This is a genomic window from Aquirufa ecclesiirivi, from assembly GCF_011250515.1.
GTDB classification, from domain to species: Bacteria; Bacteroidota; Bacteroidia; order Cytophagales; family Spirosomataceae; genus Aquirufa; species Aquirufa ecclesiirivi.
Window position 1 is genome coordinate 37316 of sequence record NZ_JAANOP010000012.1, and the last position, 21247, is coordinate 58562.

General features: G+C 39.5%; 21 protein-coding genes. 8 read left to right on the forward strand and 13 right to left on the reverse strand.

Going from position 1 to position 21247, the window contains the following annotated elements:
• The first annotated feature begins 83 nt into the window (after positions 1–83).
• Positions 84–434: a Spx/MgsR family RNA polymerase-binding regulatory protein gene (locus tag G9H65_RS13110; RefSeq protein WP_166375791.1), complete on the forward strand. Its 351-nt coding sequence runs from the start codon at positions 84–86 to the stop codon at positions 432–434.
• Between the two features lie 38 nt (positions 435–472).
• Here G9H65_RS13110 and G9H65_RS13115 read toward each other — a convergent pair whose 3' ends face one another.
• From G9H65_RS13115 to rsfS, 11 genes are all read right to left on the reverse strand, one after another.
• A complete protein-coding gene (locus G9H65_RS13115) occupies positions 473–1102 on the reverse strand; it encodes a trimeric intracellular cation channel family protein (protein ID WP_166375792.1) in 630 nt (209 codons plus the stop codon).
• Positions 1103–1241: 139 nt separating this feature from the next.
• Positions 1242–1514, reverse strand: a complete 273-nt coding sequence (locus G9H65_RS13120) for a DUF4242 domain-containing protein (RefSeq protein ID WP_166375793.1) — start codon at positions 1512–1514, stop codon at positions 1242–1244.
• Between the two features lie 397 nt (positions 1515–1911).
• Complete coding sequence (locus tag G9H65_RS13125) at positions 1912–3231, reverse strand: ABC transporter permease (RefSeq protein WP_166375794.1); 1320 nt, start codon at positions 3229–3231, stop codon at positions 1912–1914.
• Positions 3232–3241: 10 nt separating this feature from the next.
• Positions 3242–4150 carry an ABC transporter ATP-binding protein gene (locus tag G9H65_RS13130; RefSeq protein WP_166375795.1) on the reverse strand — a complete coding sequence of 303 codons (909 nt, stop codon included), beginning with the start codon at positions 4148–4150 and terminating at the stop codon, positions 3242–3244.
• A 98-nt stretch (positions 4151–4248) separates the two neighbouring features.
• Positions 4249–4641: a hypothetical protein gene (locus G9H65_RS13135; protein ID WP_166375796.1), complete on the reverse strand. Its 393-nt coding sequence runs from the start codon at positions 4639–4641 to the stop codon at positions 4249–4251.
• A gap of 123 nt (positions 4642–4764) precedes the next feature.
• On the reverse strand, positions 4765–5301 hold the full coding sequence (locus tag G9H65_RS13140) for an RNA methyltransferase (RefSeq protein ID WP_166375797.1): 537 nt from the start codon (positions 5299–5301) through the stop codon (positions 4765–4767).
• A gap of 17 nt (positions 5302–5318) precedes the next feature.
• Positions 5319–6299 (reverse strand): acyl-ACP desaturase, encoded by a 981-nt coding sequence (locus G9H65_RS13145; RefSeq protein WP_235927521.1) that lies wholly within the window; start codon positions 6297–6299, stop codon positions 5319–5321.
• 65 nt (positions 6300–6364) lie between these two features.
• Positions 6365–7879, reverse strand: a complete 1515-nt coding sequence (locus G9H65_RS13150; RefSeq protein ID WP_166375798.1) for a glycoside hydrolase family 32 protein — start codon at positions 7877–7879, stop codon at positions 6365–6367.
• Positions 7845–8657, reverse strand: coding sequence for a UDP-2,3-diacylglucosamine diphosphatase (locus G9H65_RS13155; protein ID WP_166375799.1), 813 nt, complete (start codon positions 8655–8657; stop codon positions 7845–7847). Before G9H65_RS13155 ends, G9H65_RS13150 begins: the two co-directional genes overlap by 35 nt.
• 35 nt (positions 8658–8692) lie before the next feature.
• On the reverse strand, positions 8693–10828 hold the full coding sequence (ftsH, locus tag G9H65_RS13160; RefSeq protein ID WP_166375800.1) for an ATP-dependent zinc metalloprotease FtsH: 2136 nt from the start codon (positions 10826–10828) through the stop codon (positions 8693–8695).
• 81 nt (positions 10829–10909) lie between these two features.
• Positions 10910–11293 (reverse strand): ribosome silencing factor, encoded by a 384-nt coding sequence (gene rsfS, locus G9H65_RS13165; protein WP_166375801.1) that lies wholly within the window; start codon positions 11291–11293, stop codon positions 10910–10912.
• A 90-nt stretch (positions 11294–11383) separates the two neighbouring features.
• On the opposite strand from rsfS, the gene G9H65_RS13170 reads away from it, so the two are divergent.
• The 4 genes from G9H65_RS13170 (at position 11384) to G9H65_RS13185 (ending at position 16089) form a co-directional block, all read left to right on the forward strand.
• On the forward strand, positions 11384–12172 hold the full coding sequence (locus G9H65_RS13170) for a biotin--[acetyl-CoA-carboxylase] ligase (RefSeq protein WP_166375802.1): 789 nt from the start codon (positions 11384–11386) through the stop codon (positions 12170–12172).
• Between the two features lie 21 nt (positions 12173–12193).
• On the forward strand, positions 12194–13855 hold the full coding sequence (locus tag G9H65_RS13175) for an AMP-binding protein (RefSeq protein ID WP_166375803.1): 1662 nt from the start codon (positions 12194–12196) through the stop codon (positions 13853–13855).
• A gap of 49 nt (positions 13856–13904) precedes the next feature.
• Complete coding sequence (locus G9H65_RS13180) at positions 13905–15311, forward strand: BamA/TamA family outer membrane protein (RefSeq protein ID WP_166375804.1); 1407 nt, start codon at positions 13905–13907, stop codon at positions 15309–15311.
• Positions 15312–15567: 256 nt separating this feature from the next.
• The gene (locus G9H65_RS13185) at positions 15568–16089 is read left to right on the forward strand and encodes a hypothetical protein (RefSeq protein WP_166375805.1); all 522 of its coding nucleotides are present in this window, start codon (positions 15568–15570) and stop codon (positions 16087–16089) included.
• On the opposite strand, the gene G9H65_RS13190 is transcribed toward G9H65_RS13185, so the two are convergent.
• Both G9H65_RS13190 and G9H65_RS13195 read right to left on the reverse strand, forming a co-directional pair.
• Complete coding sequence (locus G9H65_RS13190; protein ID WP_166375806.1) at positions 16086–17141, reverse strand: branched-chain amino acid aminotransferase; 1056 nt, start codon at positions 17139–17141, stop codon at positions 16086–16088. The two genes, G9H65_RS13185 and G9H65_RS13190, sit on opposite strands and share 4 nt — an antisense overlap.
• A 15-nt stretch (positions 17142–17156) precedes the next feature.
• Positions 17157–17711, reverse strand: coding sequence for a cob(I)yrinic acid a,c-diamide adenosyltransferase (locus G9H65_RS13195; RefSeq protein ID WP_166375807.1), 555 nt, complete (start codon positions 17709–17711; stop codon positions 17157–17159).
• A 146-nt stretch (positions 17712–17857) separates the two neighbouring features.
• Here G9H65_RS13195 and G9H65_RS13200 point away from each other — a divergent pair, with 146 nt between their 5' ends.
• From G9H65_RS13200 to tyrS, 3 genes are read left to right on the forward strand one after another with little or no spacing between them, the layout of a single operon-like run.
• Positions 17858–18364 carry an SdpI family protein gene (locus G9H65_RS13200; RefSeq protein ID WP_166375808.1) on the forward strand — a complete coding sequence of 169 codons (507 nt, stop codon included), beginning with the start codon at positions 17858–17860 and terminating at the stop codon, positions 18362–18364.
• A complete protein-coding gene (locus tag G9H65_RS13205) occupies positions 18364–19587 on the forward strand; it encodes an S-adenosylmethionine:tRNA ribosyltransferase-isomerase (RefSeq protein ID WP_166375809.1) in 1224 nt (407 codons plus the stop codon). Before G9H65_RS13200 ends, G9H65_RS13205 begins: the two co-directional genes overlap by 1 nt.
• Positions 19588–19646: 59 nt before the next feature.
• Positions 19647–20939, forward strand: coding sequence for a tyrosine--tRNA ligase (gene tyrS, locus G9H65_RS13210; RefSeq protein WP_166375810.1), 1293 nt, complete (start codon positions 19647–19649; stop codon positions 20937–20939).
• Positions 20940–21247: the final 308 nt, after the last annotated feature.

A 21247-nucleotide genomic window follows, 5' to 3' on the forward strand; every position in this document is an offset into this window, starting at 1 on the left:
GCTTTGTGTTAAATTTGTAAGGAAAAAACAAAAATACCACCAAAACAAACAAGTCGCACACCTTTTTAAAATAAATAGCCAACATGATCGTCATTTACGGAATACCTGCTTGCAATACCATGAAAAAAGCCTTTGAATTCTTAAAGAATCAAGGTGTCACCTACGAATTTCACGATTATAAAAAGAAAGGAATTAGTCCTGAAACCTTAGGCTTATTTTTAGAAAAATTAGGGTCTGCCACCGTATTGAACAAAAACGGAAGTACCTACAAGCAACTGGATGATGCGACCAAAAGTGAATTAGACAATGCAGATGCACTTTTTAAGTTTCTTAGTCAAAAGACTTCTGCCATCAAAAGGCCAATTCTTGTCGACGGAGATAAAATAATCGCTGGTTTTGATGAGGCAAAATTAGCTGATTGGTTAAAGTCTTAAGTCTAAATCCCTAAGGCTAATTGCCTGAAAAAACTTGTTTATTTATCAGACTTAGCTGGTATGGAATTCAAGACAGGCAGGTGAAGATGAAAACGAAATGCCAAAATCCTAACAGAAATGACCACCGAAGCGGCAATTAACTCCGTCCATGTGGTGGATAAATGTCCATATTGACAGGCGAAATACACTAAACCTCCTGCAACGCAGGCTAGGGCATAAATATCTTTCCTTAACAAAAGAGGCACTTCATTCAACAAAACATCCCTCAGCAAACCTCCTACTGAACCTGTAATTGTTCCCATCACAATACAAACCCAAAAGGGCAATTGGGCATCCATGGATTTACTGATCCCAACAATAGTCACCAAGCCCAAGCCAATGGCATCAAATAAAAACAACATATTCCACCATTTGACCAGACGCTCTTTCAACAAAAGCATGGCAATCAAAGCTATACCCGTGGTTAAAAAATAGCGACCATCTAGCATCCAAAATGGTCGGATTCCCAACAATAAATCACGTACCGTACCGCCACCAATGGCTGTTACTAGTCCAATGATGTAGGCTCCAAACCAATCGATTTGTTTTCCTGAAGCCAAGCGAATCCCACTGATGGCAAAAGCAAATGTCCCAATGAAATCAATCAAGATGGTGAAATAATTTTCCAAGGATTACAATGAATTAATGAGCTAAAGAAGGCTCAAATTACATAGGAATCAGGTAAAATAAATACAACATAGGCACATAAATTCACACAGATTTCAGAGATTCTGCTCTCTTGTGAATACAAACTATCTTTGATGTAACTTATTCTGCCGTAGTAGGATCTATAATAGTAAAAACCTCAGTGACCAAATTGGCTGGAAAACCGCCCAAGCGAGCATGTTCCAATATCATTTCTGGATTAGGAGCTTTATATACACAGTAAATTTTGTCATTGGTGACATAACTCTGAAGCCATTTAATGGCTGGACCCATGTTCTTCAATACACTACAAGAAGTTTGAGAAATGGATTTCAATTGATCATCAGGCAGACTTCCTGCTCCAGGAATCTCTCTCTCTATTAGGTAAGTGGGCATAATAAATGAGTATAGAACATGTTTGCCTACTCGAGTCGGTTTTCAGCATACCCGGTAATCTCCATTTGTCCTTTAACTTTTAAGGTCAAAAATTTTGAAATAGCAATCTATCTACCTCAAAAACAAGACATTACACACAAAAGGTAGAACTCTTTTACAAAATAAACAAGAACTGGGATGCCCCTAAAATCAAACTCCTATAAAATCATGTAAAAACTAGTCACATGACCCATATTCCAGCATATTCAATAGTACCGTTAGATAAATTGTTGATTTTCTACGACACAAAAAAGAGCCAAGGAATTCCTAAGCTCTTTTTAACCATTGAGTCAAATGTTGATGTATTCGAATTAAAATAGATGAATTTTATTAATTAAAAATTTACCTAAATACCTAATTAGTTTTTATAAAATACCCATTTACTGATCTCTTTCCAGGTCATTTTCTTACCATACATTAAGATACCTACTCGGTAAATTCGAGAAGATAACCAGCTACAAGCTAAGAATCCGCCAACCAGTAATACCATAGAAAGTACAATCTCCCAAGTCGGTACCCCATAAGGTAAACGAACCATCATATTAATGGGCGAAGTAAAAGGAATGATGGAGGCCCAAAATGCAATACTACTATCGGGATCTTGCATGGTAAATTGTGCCAAAATGAAGGCCAAAATGATTGGTATCATAACCGGGAAGGTGAATTGCTGAGCTTCAGCAGCACTTTCCACTGCCGAACCAATAGCAGCAAACAGTGAGCTATACAATAGATATCCAAACAAAAAGTAGAAGAAGAATGAACCTAAAATTAAAGGGATGTTGGTACTTTCAATCACCTTGTTTAACTCATCCATAGGCTGTGAGCTAGACTCCACCTTGGCTACACTTTTCTTCAATTCATCAGAATTACTGCTATTAGCAACAGTAGCCATTCTGGAGGGAGCTTGGTACAATTTACTAGTGGCCGTAGATAAGCCTATTGTCAATACGATCCAAAGTAAAAACTGGGTTAATCCCACCATACCAACACCTAAAATCTTGCCCAACATCAATTGATAAGGCTTAATGGAGGAGATAATTACTTCAATAATCCGACTACTCTTCTCTTCAATAACCCCATTCATCACCTGCGAACCATAGAGTAATAAGCTCAAATACAATAAAAAACCTAAAATTGCCGCTAATATCATGGCTCCTCCCGAACTGGAAGTCGTTTCCGCTCCTTGCTTGGAAACCGTGATGGTATCACTTGAAATATCCACCTGAGTTTCCTTGTATTTCAAGGTTGAAATCCCCGCATTACGTAGCAAAATCTCACGTACTTTATTTTGAACCATCCGCTCGATATCATTCTTCAACGACAGGCTTAAATTCTTTTCTGAGTAAATTTTTAAACTTTGAGGATTTGTTAAAATATCCGCTGGAATAGCCGCAAAAGCACTATAACCTTGCTTATCGAACGTCTTTTTAATATTGGCTACATCACCTTTCACTAATTGAAAGGCAATTTCCTTATCAGCCAAATCTTTCTGCTCAAAAAGACCACTCCCGTCCCAAATGGCCACTTGCTTTACTTCTTTATCACGAGTGGCTAACCAGATGGGAACGGCATAAATTGCCGTTAATAATAATGGCGCTACCAAAGAGGCAATCCAAAAGGATTTCTTACTCACTCGAGTCAAATACTCCCTTTTTATAACTAAAAATATCTTGTTCATGTTGATGCGATTAATTGGTTTCTTGGACTACTTGAATGAATATGTCATTGAAAGAAGGTATCAATTCCTGAAACTTCTGGATTTGCACTTGTGGGATTAATTGGCCAAGCAAGTGATTCGGACTAACTGCCTCTTGCAATTTAAAAATAGCCTTTTTACTGCTTTGATTACCCGACATTTCGAGACTAATCAAATCCACTCCTTTCAATTCTTGCGTCAAATCACCCTCAAATAACACCTCAAATTGATGTGCCTTAAATCGATTGCGCACTTCATCTTTTTCACCTGTCAATACCACCTTGGAATGATTGATCAAAGCGATGGAATCACATAATTCCTCCACAGATTCCATTCGGTGCGTAGAAAACAAAATGCTAGTTCCACGGTCTTTTAAAGCCAAAATTTCATCCTTCAACATGTTGGCATTGATGGGATCAAAACCCGAAAATGGCTCATCCAGAATCAGCAGTTTTGGCTCATGTACCACCGTAGAGATGAACTGGGTTTTCTGCTGCATTCCTTTCGACAAATCATCGACTTGTTTATCCCACCATTCCTTGATATCCAAGCGGATAAACCAATCTTTTAGTCGAGTGGTAGCTTCCTGCCTAGTTAGCCCTTTCAATTGAGCTAAATAAATCAATTGCTCTCCTACTTTCATTTTCTTATACAATCCCCGCTCTTCAGGCAAATAACCTATTTGCTCTACATGCTTGGACGATAAGCGCTCACCATCAAAAAGGATTTGCCCTTCATCTGGTGCCGTAATTTGAGTAATAATGCGAATTAAGGACGTTTTTCCTGCACCATTGGGGCCTAATAAACCAAAGATTTTGCCTTTGGGGATTTCGAGACTTACCCGATCTAAGGCCACATGGCTAGAATAACGTTTTACAACGTCTTGAATAGATAATATCATGTTAGGGTATGTTAAATTTCATCTAAAATAAAAAATGCGTTCATCCTTTTTGTCTAAAAACGGATGAACGCAAAATTATAGGGATAAACGAAATAGCTTTATTTAGCTACAACAGTTCTCTTTTTTCTAACAGGACTGGCGGCAGTCGCTTTAGATTTCGTTGTTACTTTTTTAGGACTAACAGCGGCCGTAGATGCTAGCTCAGAACCTGCCGTTTTAGTTCCTTTGGTCAACAAGGCTAATTGCTTGTCCTTTGATGCTTTTTTGGCTAATTTATCTTTCTTTTTAGCCTCTTTCTCCAGTTGCTTTTTCGCTTTTTTGGCTTCCTTCTCTTTCAATTCGGCCAAGGCTTTGACTTGTTGGTCTTTCAATTTTTGGAATTTCTTCACTATTAATTCAATAGCTTTATCCGCGGTATTGACCATTTTTTTAGCATTCTTATCATTTAAGCCACTCAATTTTGGCAAAATAGATAATGCTAGTTGTTCCATTAATGATTTGTCAGCTTTGCTCATACATATTTATAACGATAGACCTAAATCTAGAAAAGATTTACAGGAATAAAAATTTATTTGTGTTAAGTTTTTCTCCAAAAAGAAAAATAAGAATAAATCTTAGTTAAACTGGGTTTTTGAGACAAAATCCCAAACCACAATTCCCAAGCTCACCGATACGTTGAGCGAATGTTTGGTACCAAATTGAGGAATCTCCAAACATATGTCGCTAGCAGCAATCCACTCATCTTGAACGCCAAATACTTCATTCCCAAAAACAAAGGCATACTTTACATCAATTTCAGGTTTGAAATCTTGAAGCGATAGTGAAGCTTCCACCTGTTCCACAGATACAATCTTATAGCCTTGAGCTTGTAATAGCGCAATGCAATCGGATGCTGTCGGACAATATTCCCAGTTGACCGATTCATCGGCACCTAAGGCCGTTTTGGTGATTTCACGATGCGGTGGCTGCGCACTGATGCCACACAAATATATCTTCTCACATCGAAACGCATCTGCCGTTCGAAAGGCAGAGCCAATATTATTCATACTACGAATGTCATCCATGACAAGCACATAGGGGAATTTTTCCAATGCTTTAAAAGCAGGAACATCGAGCCGATTGAGCTCGTCCATGGATAACTTCTTTGACATGTTTTATTTCGAATTATTTAGGCAATCCAAGTAAATGGATAAGCCAATTCTGGAATTTTGATACGATCCGCCAAACGCTCTAGTCGAGCCGGCAAAGCAGCTACATAATCCCTAGCCTTTTCAGCCGCGTCATTCAAGCCGGTGATTTTTTCCACTTCCCAATCTTGAATCAAACCTTGCATGATGGTCACGTAATCTTGTGTGGTATACACACCGATTCGCTGTGCCGCATCCGAAAAATGCTCAAATAAAGAACTTTTTTGGCCATTAATTTCACGTAAGAAATGAGCTGGCATGACTATTTTCTTTTTCATCATGTCAGCAAATGCCAACATCATTTCAGAAGGATCTAATTTGAATATTTCACTCACAAATCGGCGATATGCTTTGGCATGGCGCAATTCATCCGCAGCAATCTGAGCACACATGCGAGATAATTGTGGATTACCATGCTGTTTAGCTAAGGAGGCTGTTCTACGGTGAGAAACGTTGGTTGCCATCTCTTGAAAAGAGGTATATACAAAGTTTCTGTATGGGTCAGAAGAGGTTCCAATATCAAAACCATCTGCAATCAAATACTGGGTTGAAACGGCCATAGCACGCATATCCACTTTACCAGAAAGGTATAAATAGGTACTAAGCAAATTACCATGACGGTTTTCTTCGGCAGTCCAGCTACGAATCCATTGAACCCAACCTTGACCTTGATCCTCAACTTGGTTCACCGAATCCATCGCCATTAACCACGATTCATAAGTAGGCAAAGCTTCCTCTGTAATCGTATCTCCAATCAATACTGCCCAATAATCATAAGGTAGCTCCTGTGCTGCTTCCTGCAATAATTTTACCTCACTCAAAAAATTTTCTTTCGTTGAATCAGGTAACATATCAGAAGGCTGCCAATTGGATTCAATTGGATTCAAATACTCCTGGACATAAGCGTCCATGTTTTTGGCAAGTTCAGACATGACCTCCACACGATTAGCAAATTGAGACATGAGATGTGTTTAGTTAGAGTTATTAAATTAAACGAAGATACAAAAATAAAATGTGCTAATTAGCCTTATTTCACCTCCCAAATCGTAATTTGTTTTAAGTCTAATTTACCCTTATCCGAAAAAATAGATAGATTTTCCTTGGCCGATACAGGAAAGCGGAGCGATGAAATGGCTACCGTACCATCTTGAGCCAAAAGCTCCAGCATGGAATGATCGACCCAAACGCGCATATGACGAGACCTACCTTCCACCCAAGGGGCGGAATCTACCTTGAAAAATCCAGGACTTAAAATCTTCCCAGAATGAGAGCGATCAATGAACCATTGTTTTTTAATTTCATCAAAAGCAACCAAGGTATACTCCTGAGGATTATCCACCGATTGCCACTTTAATCCCCAGCGATCGGCATGGGTCTCCTCTACTTCCAAATCAATCATGTAAGATTTCCCCTGCAGCATTTTAAAGCCATTCAACATTTTGGGTTTTGAAATCGAGATATCCTTTGCCTGAAAAGTAGGCTCCATTGACGTAAAATCAGGCTGAAATATCTGTTTCAATCGTAAGCCTTCCTGCGTATCCACCAAACTTAATTTTCGAACAGACGACATTTGCCCTTTCCAAGGATAGGTTGGCTGCTCTTTGGCGTATTGCCAACTCAAAGCCCAGGCTAACCACAACACCTCTTTTTCTGGGGTATTGTAGAAGGGAATGGCGGCATAAAAATCCTTTCCAAAATCAACGAATAATTTTGTATCACTCGAATTTTCATTGGTAAATGTCTTACCATTAAATTCTCCTACAAAATACTGCATCCCGACAAAACCTTTTTGAACTCCTTGGGATGAATTAAATAAAACCCATTTGCTTTCCTTTTCCCGCCCCTCAATCGGCAGTTCCACTAAGGATGGGCATTCCCAAATCATCTCCAATTCTCCTTGATTACTGAATTCACTAAGTAAATCCCATTTCAATAAATTCTTTGAACCATAAAACTGAACAGATCGCTCCAAGGGTTTAGCAATCGACATTACGTATTGCTTGCTAGCCTCATGCCAAATAATATTGGGATCACGGAAGTTCAGTAATTGTATATCCAAAATCGGATTATGATCATATTTCTTCCATGTCAAGCCTTCATCATTGGAATAGGCCAAATGTTGCTCTTGCTTTTTATTGGGATAATCAGCCGTGTAAATTGCCACTAATAGCTCTTTCTTGGGGTCTCCTAAACCTGATACATGGTCTTTATCCCAAACCACACAACCTGAAAAAATGTATTCTTCCCCATGTGGAATAGCCAAGGGCAGTTCCTCCCAATGCAACAAATCTTTAGTACGAGCATGGCCCCAACTCATGTTTCCCCAGTCGTTCCCCTGTGGGTTATGTTGGAAAAATAAATGATAATAACCTTTGAAAAAGATCAAACCATTGGGATCATTCGTCCAATTCCTGGTAGGAGAAAAATGCACAGCGGGTCTCCAATGTTCCGTGGAATTTTGAGCGGTTGAGGAGAAAGAAATGCTAAGAAATAAGCATACTAGACAACTAAGAAGCTGAATATTTCTGGAAAGTGTTTTCATGGGCATCGATACGTAGAAAGTAAGCATTACATAATGCTGGACTAAACCAATCCCCTAAATTATAATAAGTAGCATCATTTCCTAGTTCCCAGGCGATGGGATGATGCCGATGCCCAAAAATATAACTAGAGGCTACTTGATGATGTTGAAGGTCTTGTTGGTATTGTTCCTTCACAAATTGAAGAATATAATCTGTTTCAGGATGAAAGGGAACCACTCCTTCTGTAATGGCATTTGTTTTTCGGGTATTGGACCAAGCGTGGGCCAATCGAATCCCCAAGTTTGGATGCAGCCATTGAAATAAAAACTGAGCCAGCTTATTGGTGAACACCTGTTTCAAGGCCTTGTATCCATAATCTCCGGGCCCTAATCCATCTCCATGACCTACGAATATCGTTTTGCTAGATCCGTCGCTGAATGATAATTGAAAGCGTTCAGGGTGGCGGTATATTTTGGCGGCTAATTCATCTTGGAAATAGTCATACATCCATAAATCGTGATTCCCCACAAAAATGTGTAGTTCTATGCCTGCATCCGATAATGCTGCCAGTTTACCTAAAAAACGAACAAAACCTTTAGGAACAGCCTTTTGATATTCAAACCAAAAATCGAATAAATCACCCAATAGAAAAATGGCTTGGGCATCCACTTGAACTTGTTCCAGCCAGTTTAACAAAAAAGCTTCTCGCTCCCTACTTTCTTTTTCATTTGGGAAGCCCAAATGAAAATCAGAGGCGAAATAGACTTTTTTACCTTTAGCTACCTGAACATGTTTCATAAAAAAAGGGGTGGACTAGCCACCCCAATAATTAGTTATACGGCCGTTTCGCTGGAAGCGTCATCGGAAGCTGTGCTTTCTTCCTTTTTTACAGCTTTAGCTCTTGGCTTTTTAATCGTTTTCTTGACTTCTTCCACATCTGGAGCAGATTCTGCTTTTTCAGCTAAATCACGTTCATCCTTGGCTTCCTTACGCTTCTTTTCCGTCTCGCCTTTAATGTACTCCTGATAAGAAGTTAATTGTTCAAATGGACGAGGGCCGACCAAAGCTTCTAAATCACTTTGAAACAATACCTCTTTTTTCAACAATTGCTCAGCCAAAATAATCAATTTTGACTTCTTAGAACGCAATAAAGCGAGTGTTCTCTTATAGGCTTCCGAGATAATCTTTCGTACTTCCTCATCAATTTCACGGGCTGTAGTTTCAGAATATGGCTTATTGAATTGGTATTCGGTTCCTTTGGAATCGTAATAAGAAATATTACCCAACTTATCGTTCATCCCATAAACAGTCACCATGGAATAAGCTAATTTGGTGATTCGCTCTAAATCATTTTGGGCACCCGTAGATATTTTTCCAAAAATAATTTCTTCAGCTGCTCTACCACCCAGCGTTACACACATTTCATCCATCAACTGCTCCGTACGATACAAGAACTGTTCTTTCGGTAAGTATTGAGCATATCCCAATGCCGCCACGCCACGAGGAACGATAGACACTTTTACTAATGGATTGGCATGTTCCAAGAACCAACCCGCAATAGCGTGTCCAGCTTCATGGTGGGCAACTATGTTCTTCTCTTCTGGAGAAATCAATTTGTTTTTCTTCTCCAAACCACCAATCACACGGTCCATAGCTTCTTGGAAATCCGTCATTTCCACCGCTACTTTATTTCTACGTGCAGCAATCAAGGCGGCCTCATTACATACATTGGCAATCTCCGCTCCAGCAAAACCCGGAGTTTGAGCTGCTAATTCTTTTACATCAACTCCATTCGCCAATTTTAGTGGCTTGATGTGTACCTTAAAGATAGCCTCACGACCAATGATATCGGGTTTATCAATGCTGATGGTACGATCAAAACGACCGGGACGTAACAATGCTGAATCCAATACATCTGGACGGTTAGTTGCCGCCATGATGATAATTCCAGAGTCCGTAGCAAAACCATCCATCTCCACCAATAGGGAGTTTAAGGTATTTTCTCTTTCATCGTTAGCACCTGGCATAGAACCACGTCCACGAGAACGACCTACAGCATCAATCTCATCAATGAAAATGATACATGGTGCTTTTTCTTTGGCTTGCTTAAACAAATCACGTACACGAGCAGCTCCTACCCCCACAAACATTTCCACAAAATCCGAACCTGAAAGGGAGAAAAAAGGAACCCCAGCTTCTCCAGCTACCGCTTTAGCCAATAAGGTTTTACCAGTTCCCGGAGGGCCTACTAATAAGGCACCTTTCGGAATTTTACCTCCTAAATCCGTGAATTTTTTAGGGAATTTTAAGAATTCGACAATCTCTTGAATCTCTTCTTTCGCTTCATCCAAACCAGCAACATCGTTGAAAGTAACACGTACTTTCGACTCCCCTTCGATCAGTGTAGCTTTACTACGACCAATATTGAAGATTTGTCCACCGGCACCGCCACCTCCTCCCATGCGGAAGAAAAGGAAATAAAAACTTAAACCCATAAGGATAAAGAAGCCCCAAGTACCTAACCAATCCAATGGACCCGTACGTGTTTCTGGCTTGGCCATGATTTGCTCATTGCGAGGAAAGGCCTTTTGTCTATCTTCTAAAAAACGTTCAAAACCTTCTTTTGAAATAATTTCAAACTCAAAATGTGGACCTTGTTTCACCGAAATAAGTCCTTGAGGGGAGTTTTTAAAGTACTTAGTAACAAAATTGGGTTTCAGATTCACTTCCACCAATTTATCATTGACAATGGTCACTCCTTCTACTTCTTTTTGAATCAACATAGACTCAAATTGCTTCTGAGAAATCTCTTGAAGGGTACGTTGTTTGGTAAAGAAAAACATACTTACTACGGCGATCATCAAACCAATGACCATCCAGCTTTGCATGCCTCCAACAGGTTTTTTAGGTAATCGAGGGGGAATTCCCGACCTCTTTGTATTCTTTGAATTGTTTACTTGTTTTGCCATTGGTTGTCTATTTGGGCTTGTAACAATGTAGTGGTGTGATTAAGTTTCTTTTATTGGAAAAAATCTACAATTTCCAAATAATCAATCAGGAATGACCGTGAATTTAGCATCTCCCCACAATTCCTCTAACTTAAAAAAGGATCTTTTGTCCTTTAAAAATACGTGAACGATGACGTCATAATAATCCATCAAAATCCATTCACGATTCGCTTTACCTTCGATGGAATGAGCATGTAATTTACCTGCTTCCCATATTTCTTTATCGACTGAATCAGCAATGGCATCAATTTGGGTATCTGAAGTACCGGAACATATCACAAAAAAATCAGTAAAGGCATTTTGTACACCGCGTAAGTCCAATACCATGATTTCCTGTGCCTTCTTTTCTTGCATCCCCTTGACTACCCAATTCACAATTTCTTCTGATATATCTTCTTTGGGGGACTTAATGGAACTTTTACGCATATATTATTTTGATCTAAATGTTTATAGAGAACTATCGTAACGATTAAAAATTTAAATTTGTTCTACACAAGCTTAAAATTACAAATAAATTTGAACAATTACCACGCACCAACCCAGTTCATAGGCAAATTGGCGAAATACATTCCCACCTGCCCATCCACCAATTCCATGGCTTTTCAGGAGTCTTTGGAAAGCCAAATTCCTGAGGGATTTGCATGGGTAGCTGGTCATCAAAGTGCGGGTAGAGGACAAAGAGGGAACACTTGGCAGGCAGAACCAGACCAAAACTTGTTGCTGTCTTTTCTACTTAAGCCACCCCACTCCCTCTTGGAAAACCAATTCTACCTGAGCAAGGCGGTAGCACTAGGAATCCTGAACGGCCTTCAAAACTGGGCCAGCGAAAACTATGGTGAAAAAATTCCTCTGAGTATTAAATGGCCCAACGACCTGTATTTAGATGGAAAAAAGTTAGGGGGCATATTAATCGAAAACAATTTCCAATCGGGCCAATGGACCTTTTCCATTGTAGGGATTGGACTAAATATCAACCAAACCAATTTTGCAGATTTACGCGCTTGCTCCCTTAAATCTTGGATGCAATCGCCTCAATCCTTTGATTTACTAGACATCTACAAGCACATCTCGGCGGGAATAGAACAAGAATATTTACATTTTTTAGCGCAAAAATTCCATTTATTGGATGACGCATATCATCAAAAACTATTTAGATTCCAAGAATGGCATAGCTACCAAGACAACCAACATGAATTTATTGGTAAGATTCTAAGAGTCAATGCCCAAGGCCTTTTAATCATGGGAAAACCCGTCGGTGAACAAGTCTATGAAATAAAGGAATTAAGTTTTATTTTTAAGGACTAACCTTAGAAATAGCCCCTGTTCATGATTGACAACTACCGCAGTAACCTGGAGAATTTTCTTTATTGGGCAGAACATCAGCCAAACGCTGTTTATTTAAAGCAGCCGGTCGGAACCCATTTCCAAGATTATACCTATCAAGAGGTAGCCAATCAAATCAGTAAAATAGCCAACTACCTACGTCAACATTTAGATGATCAGCGGCCAAAGCACATAGGGATTTTATCGAAAAACTGCGCCCACTGGATTATGGCGGATTTAGCCATTGCCGCCGCAGGGGCCGTTTCGGTTCCCTTTTATCCTACCCTAACTGCCGACCAATTGAATCAGGTATTGGTGCATTCCGACTGCCAAATACTTTTTGTTGGAAAATTAGACCAATGGGAAAGCCTGAAAGAAGGAATTCCAGCCAACATGACCTTGATATTTACGCCAGAGCACGAGAGTACAATATCAGAATCTCATTGGACTAGTATTGAAGCCCAAACAGAACCTATTGAGAGTATGCATCAGGCAGAAGCTGATGAATTGTGTACCATCGTGTATACATCTGGTACAACAGGTTCTCCCAAAGGCGTTATGTTGCAGCATGGAGGCGTAGCCCAAGTCATCAACATAGCCAAAAAAGCGGCCTTTTTACAAGAACCTAATAATCGATTTATATCGTATCTTCCTTTATGCCATATTGCTGAACGAAACTTTGTGGAGTTCGCAGGCACTGCATCAGGAGGAAGCATCTACTTTGTGGAAACCTTGGACAGCTTTAAGGATAACTTAGTGGCTTGTCGACCTACCCATTTCTTAGCTGTCCCTCGTATTTGGGCCAAATTCAGGGAAGGAATTTTGCAAAAAATAGGTGGACAAAAACGCTTGCAGCTTTTACTGGCAATTCCCATTCTCAATATTTTCATTCAAAAGAAGATCAAAGCAGGTTTGGGTTTAGATCAAACCAAACTGAATGTGACTGGCGCGGCACCCATGCCCACGGAACTATTGATTTGGTTTCAAAAACTTGGACTAAAGATTCAAGAAGCTTATGGCATGACAGAAAATATGGGGTTTAACTCCTTGATGCCAGGTGATCAAATTCGCTTGGGGACTGTAGGGAAACCATGGCCTACTTGTGAAGTTAAATTAGATCCAGAAACACATGAATTATTGATGAAGGCTCCTTACAATACTTCTGGTTATTACAAAGAACCCCAATTAACTAAGGAATTATATGATGGCCCATGGCTAAAAACGGGCGATATGGCGGCATTAGATTCGGAAGGATTTATTTCCATCATAGGTCGGGTCAAGGATAATTTTAAAACCAGCAAAGGTCAATATGTGGCCCCTGCCCCGATTGAAAACATGATTTTATCGCATGAATGGATCGAACAAGCTTGCGTGGTAGGCACCAATTTACCTCAACCATTGGCTTTAATTATTTTGAATGCAGAAGGCAAAAAAGCGGACAAAAGCAGCGTAGAAATGGCTTTGGATGAAATTAAAAGCAGCCTGAAACCTCATTTTAAAAACTATGAACATTTGTCGAAAATGGTCATTTTGAAAGATGATTGGACCATCGAAAACCAATGCATCACACCCACGTTGAAAATCAGAAGACAGGCGATTGAGAAAAAATTCCAAGAAAAAATCGAGGCTTGGAGTCTGCATCCAGCCAGCATACTTTTTGAATAAATCATACCCAGGTAAAATAATAGCTGTGCTTTTTGACTAAATTAGAGGCATGAGACGTTTTTTACCGCCTAATGTTTTCATTTTCAGTATCTTCATTTGCCTTGGACTAGGATTATCAACTGGTTTATGGGGGCAAATGGTGGAGGTGGATAGCATACAATTCAAAGGTAACGAGCGTAGTAAAAGAAGTATCCTAAGTCGTGAATTGGATTTCAAAGAAGGCGACCTACTTGATTTAAACGAAATAGATAAAAAACTGGAATTCAGTCGGAGGAAACTCATGAATACCAATTTATTCATTTGGGTCCGTTCGGAATATCACCTAACCAACAGCGGAAAATTATCCATCAATTTTGATGTTTTAGAACAATGGTATTTTCTGGCATACCCTGTTTTTCAATTGGCAGACCGTAATTTAAATGAATGGTGGGCGCGTGGGCATCCTTTGGATCGAGCCATTTATGGAGTACATTTATTGCACACCAACTTTCGCGGGAGGGCTGAAAAAGTGATGTTAAAAGCGGAAACTGGTTTTTCTCAACGATTAGAGTTTTCATATAATAATCCCTATGTAGACCGTAAAAAAACATTGGGCATTGGATTTAATCTAGATTATTTAACCAGCAAAAACATCGCTTACAAGACACAAGCAGATACGCTAGTCTATTTAGGCTCTGAAAATATTTTACGAGAAAAATGGAGTGGCGGAATTAGCTTCAGAAAGCGATTTCGTTTTTATGATTTCCAAACCTTTGAAGTCAAATACAGCCACAATTTAGTGGCAGATACCATAACGAAACTCAATCCTGTCTATTTTCAGGGAAGATCCAATGAGCAAAACTTCATGCAATTGGGTTATACCTTTTCCTATGATTTCCGAGATTATGTCGTGTATCCCTTGGTAGGTAAAAAGATTGATATTAGTTTTCAAAAATTCGGTGTTCTACCCCAAGATGAAATAAATTTCTGGGAGATGAATGCCGGTCTCTCCTACTATTTTGATTTAGGCAAAAAGTTTTATTTCAGTAGTCAATTTAAAGGAAAAATCACTCAAGAAGGCGCCACAGTGCCTTATGCTAACCAAAGGGGCTTGGGGTATCGAAATGAGGTCGTGAGAGGTTTCGAACTGAAAGTAGTGGATGGAACCGATTATTTCTTGTCGAGAAACACCTGGAAATACCAACTATATAAACAGATTATACCCTTGTCTTTTATACCCTATAAGCAATTTAATCAAATGCCCTTATCCATTTATCCGACCGCCTTTTTGGATTTGGCATACGTAAATCAAGCGAATCGACTAGAGACAAAAAGTCATTATGCCAACAAATGGTTGTTTGGATATGGAGTTGGACTCGATATCGTCACATATTACAACTTTGTATTGAAGATGGCGTTGCCCTTTAATAATGGAGGCAAATATGGCTTTGTGGTGGGATTAGGGCGTGAGTTCTAAAAAAAAAGCCAGTCAAAGACCGGCTCCTTTTTAAAATACCTAACCACTAATAATCTTAAATATTGTTAGTTTGACGTATCAAACATAAAAATCGTTGAACAAAAATAACACTATTTTTCTAAAAACAGAATATATCAAATTTGAATTTTTTTAATTTTAGTAATTCAAATACTTCACCTTGTTGATTCTCCCTCAAATGAACCCTAAATCAAGCGTATTTCACCACTTTTTCGCATTTATACTTATTATCAGTTTATTGATAATTACAAATGCTTGTCAAACGACTACGGATAAACAAGAGGCAAATCAGCATTCTCAGGAATCAAAAAAGCAAGCCAAGCAAAAAGCTTGGGATGAAAGTACCCCATTATTGCAAAGAATTACCTTAGGTTCAGCAGGTGTCATCAGGAATGTATCTTGGGGGCAGGATATGTCGACAATTGCTGAAAAAGTGGAATTGTCAGAAACTCAACCCAGTGTAGGAAAATCCTATACTCAATTCTTCGATGATACAGATTTGAATTTTGTGGACATCACCTATTTGCCCGATGAGAACAACCAAGTAAAAGGTATCCTATTGAATATCTTTTTGGAAGAACAAGATGAGGTATTGGATTTGACCGCCAATTTTAAAGAATATTTGGGCAATATATATGGGAATGGCCGAGGAAATGCCAAAAAGATTGTTTGGAAAAATGAAAATACCCAGGTCATTTTGGAAGATGTGGGTACTCCCAAAGACCCAGGTATTCAATTAGTATTTTCTAAAATAAACTAGACTTTCCAAATCCACTGGCGGGTATCAGCTACCTCACCTAAACGGATGTGATTGATTTCATGAAATACTTTGGAAGAAAAGTCACTTTCTTTTCTGGCAGGTAATTCATAATCGATCCCTTCAAAAGCAATGACTTGAATCGGGGCAATCACAGCCGCTGTTCCAGCACCAAATGCTTCGGTTACCGCTCCTGATTGGATCCCTTCCACCAATTCCTTCACAGAAAGAGGTCTTTCTTCTACTTTCATGCCCCAGTCTTTGGCTATTTGCAAGACCGACTTTCTGGTGACTCCATCTAAAATAGTATCACCCGTAGGAGCAGTCACAAGAGCGCCATTCACCACAAACATCAAGTTCATGGTTCCCGCTTCCTCTACATATTGATGGGTAGCGGCATCTGTCCAAATGATTTGATCGTAACCTGCTTTATTGGCTTCCTGCGTTGGATATAAAGATCCCCCATAATTTCCTGCGTTTTTAGAGAATCCTACGCCACCCTTAGCTGCACGAATGTATTCTGTTTCTACACGAACACGCAATGGCTTGGCATAGTAAGAGCCTACTGGACAAAGAAAAATGATGAACTTGTAGGTATTAGAAGGTGAAACACCCACATACTCATCCGTAGAAAACATGAAAGGGCGAATGTAAAGGGAACAACCTTCTTTGGCTGGAACCCATGCCTTATCCATTTGCAATAATTGCCTCAATCCCCCTAAAAAAATCTCTTCAGGGACTTCCGGCATGCACATCCGAAGGGCAGATTTATTGAAACGTTTGAAATTCTCTTCTGGACGAAAAACCAAAATATCGTCTTGTTTGGAGCGATAGGCTTTCATTCCTTCGAAAATAGCTTGTCCATAATGCAAGGACATCATGGCTGGCTGATAGCTCAATGGGCCGTAAGGTTGAATGCTTACTTTTTGCCAAGCGCCATCGGCATAATCCGCAACTAACATATGGTCAGCAAAACTGCGACCGAAAACTAAGTGATCAAAATCAACCTCATTGATTCGAGATTGGGCTATGGGTTTTATTTCTATTTGCATCATATTAAATCGTATTGGCTACCTGCCAGAGTTCCAAGGGATTTCAGGAATTCCTAAAGAATGATGGAGATAACGGCACATCATGAATAAATAATCCGATAATCTATTTAAATAAGCGATGGATATTTGATAAGCTTCTTCTTTTTCTTCTGCTTGAACCCATCTAATGAGGCTGCGTTCTGCACGGCGGCAAACAGTGCGGCAAACTTGTGCCAAGGCAATTGTCTCGTGACCACCGGGCAGAATAAAGACTCGCATGGGTGTTAGTACCTCATCCATCTCATCAATTAATCCTTCCAGCGCAACAATATCATGAAGCTCAATGAGCTTCATATTTCCTAAAAATTCGGTAGAATCACAGGCCACATAAGCCCCGAGAACAAATAAACTCGTTTGAATACCAAGTACTTTGGCATTCAAGGCATCCGACAGCTGTGTATTCAATAAACCTAAATAGGAATTCAACTCATCGATATCCCCAATGGCATCAATTCGCAAATCCGATTTAGATACACCATTTCCATCAGCAAGCCGAGTAAAACCCTTATCTCCGTTTTTAGTATAGATTGCCATGGCTCTTTTGTATAAGGTACAAATCTACTTTTTTCAAGCCTGAATAACAAGAATGAGGTATAATTATCATTTTCCCCATGGAAAGAAAACAAAGATTAGGTCAGTTAGATTTTCAGACCTAATTTTGTGGACATTTTAATCAACGTATGTCGATCGATCATTTCTTTTCTCGAGTATGGCGCATCATTTCCATCATTGGATTTGGAGTCTCTCTTCTATTTATATACCGTGGCTTACCCGATCCTACCGCCGTACATTTTGGCGAGACTGGTCGTGGCGATGGATTTCTACCTAAAGAAGAAGTATTTTATTTGACGGCAGGCATCATGACCTTGATTAATATGCTGGCCTTGCTTTTAATCAAAAACATCCAGAAAATACCTGATAATCAATTCACTAGCATACTTTCTCCCTTTAAGAAAAAAGGCGGCACTAGGATCAAAGAAACGTTGGGGCATTGGTTGCACATGTTACCGGCTTTGATTAATACTTTCATGATTTTGGTATTAAGGGCCTTGCTTTTACTGAACGACGAAAGAACTTATAACCAAGACTTTTCCTATTATCCCATCATAGGAATTATCGCATTGGTCATTTGGATTGCTTACCTACCTGTTCGCTTACTGACCTATTCGGATTATTTGGAAGAATAATGAAGCTTCAATTAGCCCCTTTATCGATTCAGGCATTTGATTATCATTTACCTGAATCCAGCATCGCTTTACATCCTAGTCCTAGTAGAGATGCATCCCGACTATTGGTTTCCAAAAACGGCCAAATTGCACACCATCGTTTTTATGATATTTTAGATGTCATACCAAACAACAGTCTACTGGTTTTTAATAATACCCGAGTAATTCCTGCTCGTATACATCTCAAAAAATCAACGGGAGCTACGATAGAGCTATTTTTATTGAAGCCTTTGGCATCTCAAATGGCTACTCAACTTACCATGGAAACCCAGCATGAGGTGGAATGGGAGTGTTTGGTAGGAAATAAAAAACGTTGGAAAGAAGGTGAAATCCTGCAACAAGTAATCAAGATGGATGACGAAGAAATCCAATTGGTATTGCATTGGATAGACCGAGAAAAAAATTGGGTAAAAATCACTTGGAACAGTACGCATTTATTTGCGGAGATATTAAATGCCTTTGGCCAAATCCCTCTCCCACCCTATTTGGGTAGAGATTTAGATGAAGAAGACCAAGAAAGATACCAAACCATATTTTCCAAAGAATTAGGTGCTGTGGCCGCTCCCACAGCTAGCCTTCATTTTACCCAAGCCATATTGGATCAAATTCCTACTAAAGGACATCAAAGTACTTTCATTACATTACATGTGGGGGCAGGAACCTTTCTTCCAGTGAAAGAAGAAAATGTAGCCAATCATCCCATGCATCGGGAACAATTGATTTTTTCCATTCCTATGATGGAAGCCATATTAAATCATGCGGGTCCTATTGTACCTGTTGGCACTACCGCTTTACGGGCATTGGAAAGCTTGTATTGGTCGGGTGTGTATTTATTAGAACAAAGAGAAATACCTAAAGCGGGTTTTATCTTAGCTAAGGAATTTGCTTACCAGCCTAGAGATAAAACATATACTGTCAAAGAATCATTGGAAAGCGTCATCAGCTATTTGCAAGCCAATGGCCAAGAACAATGGATAGCGGAAACGGAATTATTGATCATGCCCGGCTATGAACTACACCTATGTGATGCCTTAATAACCAATTTTCATCAGCCGAAATCAACGCTATTGGTATTAGTTGCAGCCCTGATTGGCGACCATTGGAAAGAGGTATATGCGGAGGCCCAAGAACAGGGCTATCGCTTTTTAAGTTATGGAGATACGTCATTGTTATTCAAACAGTAGACGAATTCAAGCAAATATGTTTATTTTTGCGACCATTTTATTTATGACAACCCAAGAAAATGCAAGGTAATTTTATCGAGGAATTGAGATGGAGAGGCATGTTACACGACATGATTCCCGGCTTAGAAGAGCAATTAGCTAAAGAAATGACGACGGCATACATTGGCTTTGACCCGACTGCGCCTAGTTTGCACATCGGAAACTTAGCTGCTATTATGTTGTTAAAGCATTTCCAATTAGCAGGTCATAAGCCCATTGCCTTGGTGGGAGGCGCTACAGGAATGATTGGGGATCCATCGGGAAAGAATGCTGAGCGGGAGTTTTTGTCGGAAGATACCTTGCGGGAGAATCAAGTTGGGATTCAAAAGCAATTAGAGAAGTTTTTAGAATTCCATGCAGGAGCTAATTCGGCGGAAGTAGTAAATAATTACGATTGGTTCAAAGAGTTTAGTTTTTTGGGTTTTTTGCGAGAAGCAGGTAAGTTTTTAACGGTGAATTACATGATGTCGAAAGATTCGGTAAAAAACCGCTTGGAAACGGGCCTTTCTTTTACGGAATTCTCTTATCAGTTATTGCAGGGTTATGATTTCTATCATTTGTACAAAACCAAGAACGTCCGTTTACAAATGGGAGGTTCGGATCAGTGGGGTAATATTACCACAGGTACGGAAATCATTCGTAGGAAGGAAGGTACAGGAGAAGATGAAACGGATCGTGCTTTTGCTTTAACTACTCCCTTAGTTACCAAAGCCGATGGCACCAAGTTTGGTAAATCGGAATCGGGCAATGTATGGTTAGATCCTAGTAAGACTAGTCCTTATGAGTTTTATCAATTTTGGTTAAATACTGCGGATGCGGATGTGCCTAGATTATTGCGCGTATTCACGTTGTTTACGCAAGCAGAGATTGAAAGCATGGAAAAGCAGCATGCGGAGGCTCCACATTTGCGTTTGTTGCAAAAGGCCTTGGGTCAGGAAGTAACCACTCGGGTACATGGGGCTCAGGTCTGCGAGGAAGTGATTGAGGCATCGACGATACTATTTGCTAAAGATGCCATTGAGCAATTGGAAGCAGCAGCGGAACGTGTATTCCAACAACTACCGATTTATCAGGTGAGTACAGAGGCGATGGCTGAATGCCAAAATTTGACAGATTTAATCAGTGTGGGATGTAATCATTTAATCTGTAGTTCCAAAGGAGAGGCACGTAAAGCCATCCAAGGAAATGCGATTAGTGTGAATAAAGTAAAAGTGAATAATCCACAAGCAAATATTGATTTTCCGTTATTGCGTAATAAATACTTATTAATTGGAAACGGAAAACAAAAAAATTACATTCTGGCTATCAGCTAGTTGCTGCATTATTGGCGAATAAATTAAAAAATTATTAAAAAATTTCTTCGCCAATAGTTGCACAAAATAAATAAACCGTGCATCTTTGCACTCCCAATCGCTAGCTAAACGAGCAAGCGCAATAAACGAAGCGAGTACAAGGACGGAGTTTCGACGAAGTTCAAAATGCCAAGCAAGTTTAAAAGAGTTCTTTGACGTGTTGATAAAAGGAAAAAGTTTTTAATCATTTAAAGTGGTTAAGAAGAGAAAAATAGCATTCAAGACAAGGATAATGACAATTCTTATTTTAATAGTAAGAGCAAAGTCAA

Coding starts and splice junctions, on each gene's coding strand:
- G9H65_RS13205 (WP_166375809.1), top strand. CDS start 18,364: ATGAAGCTTCAATTAGCCCCTTTATCGATTCAGGCATTTGATTATCAT.
- G9H65_RS13155 (WP_166375799.1), bottom strand. CDS start 8,657: ATGAAACATGTTCAGGTAGCTAAAGGTAAAAAAGTCTATTTCGCCTCT.
- G9H65_RS13110 (WP_166375791.1), top strand. CDS start 84: ATGATCGTCATTTACGGAATACCTGCTTGCAATACCATGAAAAAAGCC.
- G9H65_RS13140 (WP_166375797.1), bottom strand. CDS start 5,301: ATGTCAAAGAAGTTATCCATGGACGAGCTCAATCGGCTCGATGTTCCT.
- tyrS (WP_166375810.1), top strand. CDS start 19,647: ATGCAAGGTAATTTTATCGAGGAATTGAGATGGAGAGGCATGTTACAC.
- G9H65_RS13150 (WP_166375798.1), bottom strand. CDS start 7,879: ATGAAAACACTTTCCAGAAATATTCAGCTTCTTAGTTGTCTAGTATGC.
- G9H65_RS13200 (WP_166375808.1), top strand. CDS start 17,858: ATGTCGATCGATCATTTCTTTTCTCGAGTATGGCGCATCATTTCCATC.
- G9H65_RS13125 (WP_166375794.1), bottom strand. CDS start 3,231: ATGAACAAGATATTTTTAGTTATAAAAAGGGAGTATTTGACTCGAGTG.
- G9H65_RS13145 (WP_235927521.1), bottom strand. CDS start 6,299: ATGTCTCAATTTGCTAATCGTGTGGAGGTCATGTCTGAACTTGCCAAA.
- ftsH (WP_166375800.1), bottom strand. CDS start 10,828: ATGGCAAAACAAGTAAACAATTCAAAGAATACAAAGAGGTCGGGAATT.
- G9H65_RS13190 (WP_166375806.1), bottom strand. CDS start 17,141: ATGATGCAAATAGAAATAAAACCCATAGCCCAATCTCGAATCAATGAG.
- rsfS (WP_166375801.1), bottom strand. CDS start 11,293: ATGCGTAAAAGTTCCATTAAGTCCCCCAAAGAAGATATATCAGAAGAA.
- G9H65_RS13135 (WP_166375796.1), bottom strand. CDS start 4,641: ATGGAACAACTAGCATTATCTATTTTGCCAAAATTGAGTGGCTTAAAT.
- G9H65_RS13195 (WP_166375807.1), bottom strand. CDS start 17,711: ATGGCAATCTATACTAAAAACGGAGATAAGGGTTTTACTCGGCTTGCT.
- G9H65_RS13120 (WP_166375793.1), bottom strand. CDS start 1,514: ATGCCCACTTACCTAATAGAGAGAGAGATTCCTGGAGCAGGAAGTCTG.
- G9H65_RS13180 (WP_166375804.1), top strand. CDS start 13,905: ATGAGACGTTTTTTACCGCCTAATGTTTTCATTTTCAGTATCTTCATT.
- G9H65_RS13175 (WP_166375803.1), top strand. CDS start 12,194: ATGATTGACAACTACCGCAGTAACCTGGAGAATTTTCTTTATTGGGCA.
- G9H65_RS13130 (WP_166375795.1), bottom strand. CDS start 4,150: ATGATATTATCTATTCAAGACGTTGTAAAACGTTATTCTAGCCATGTG.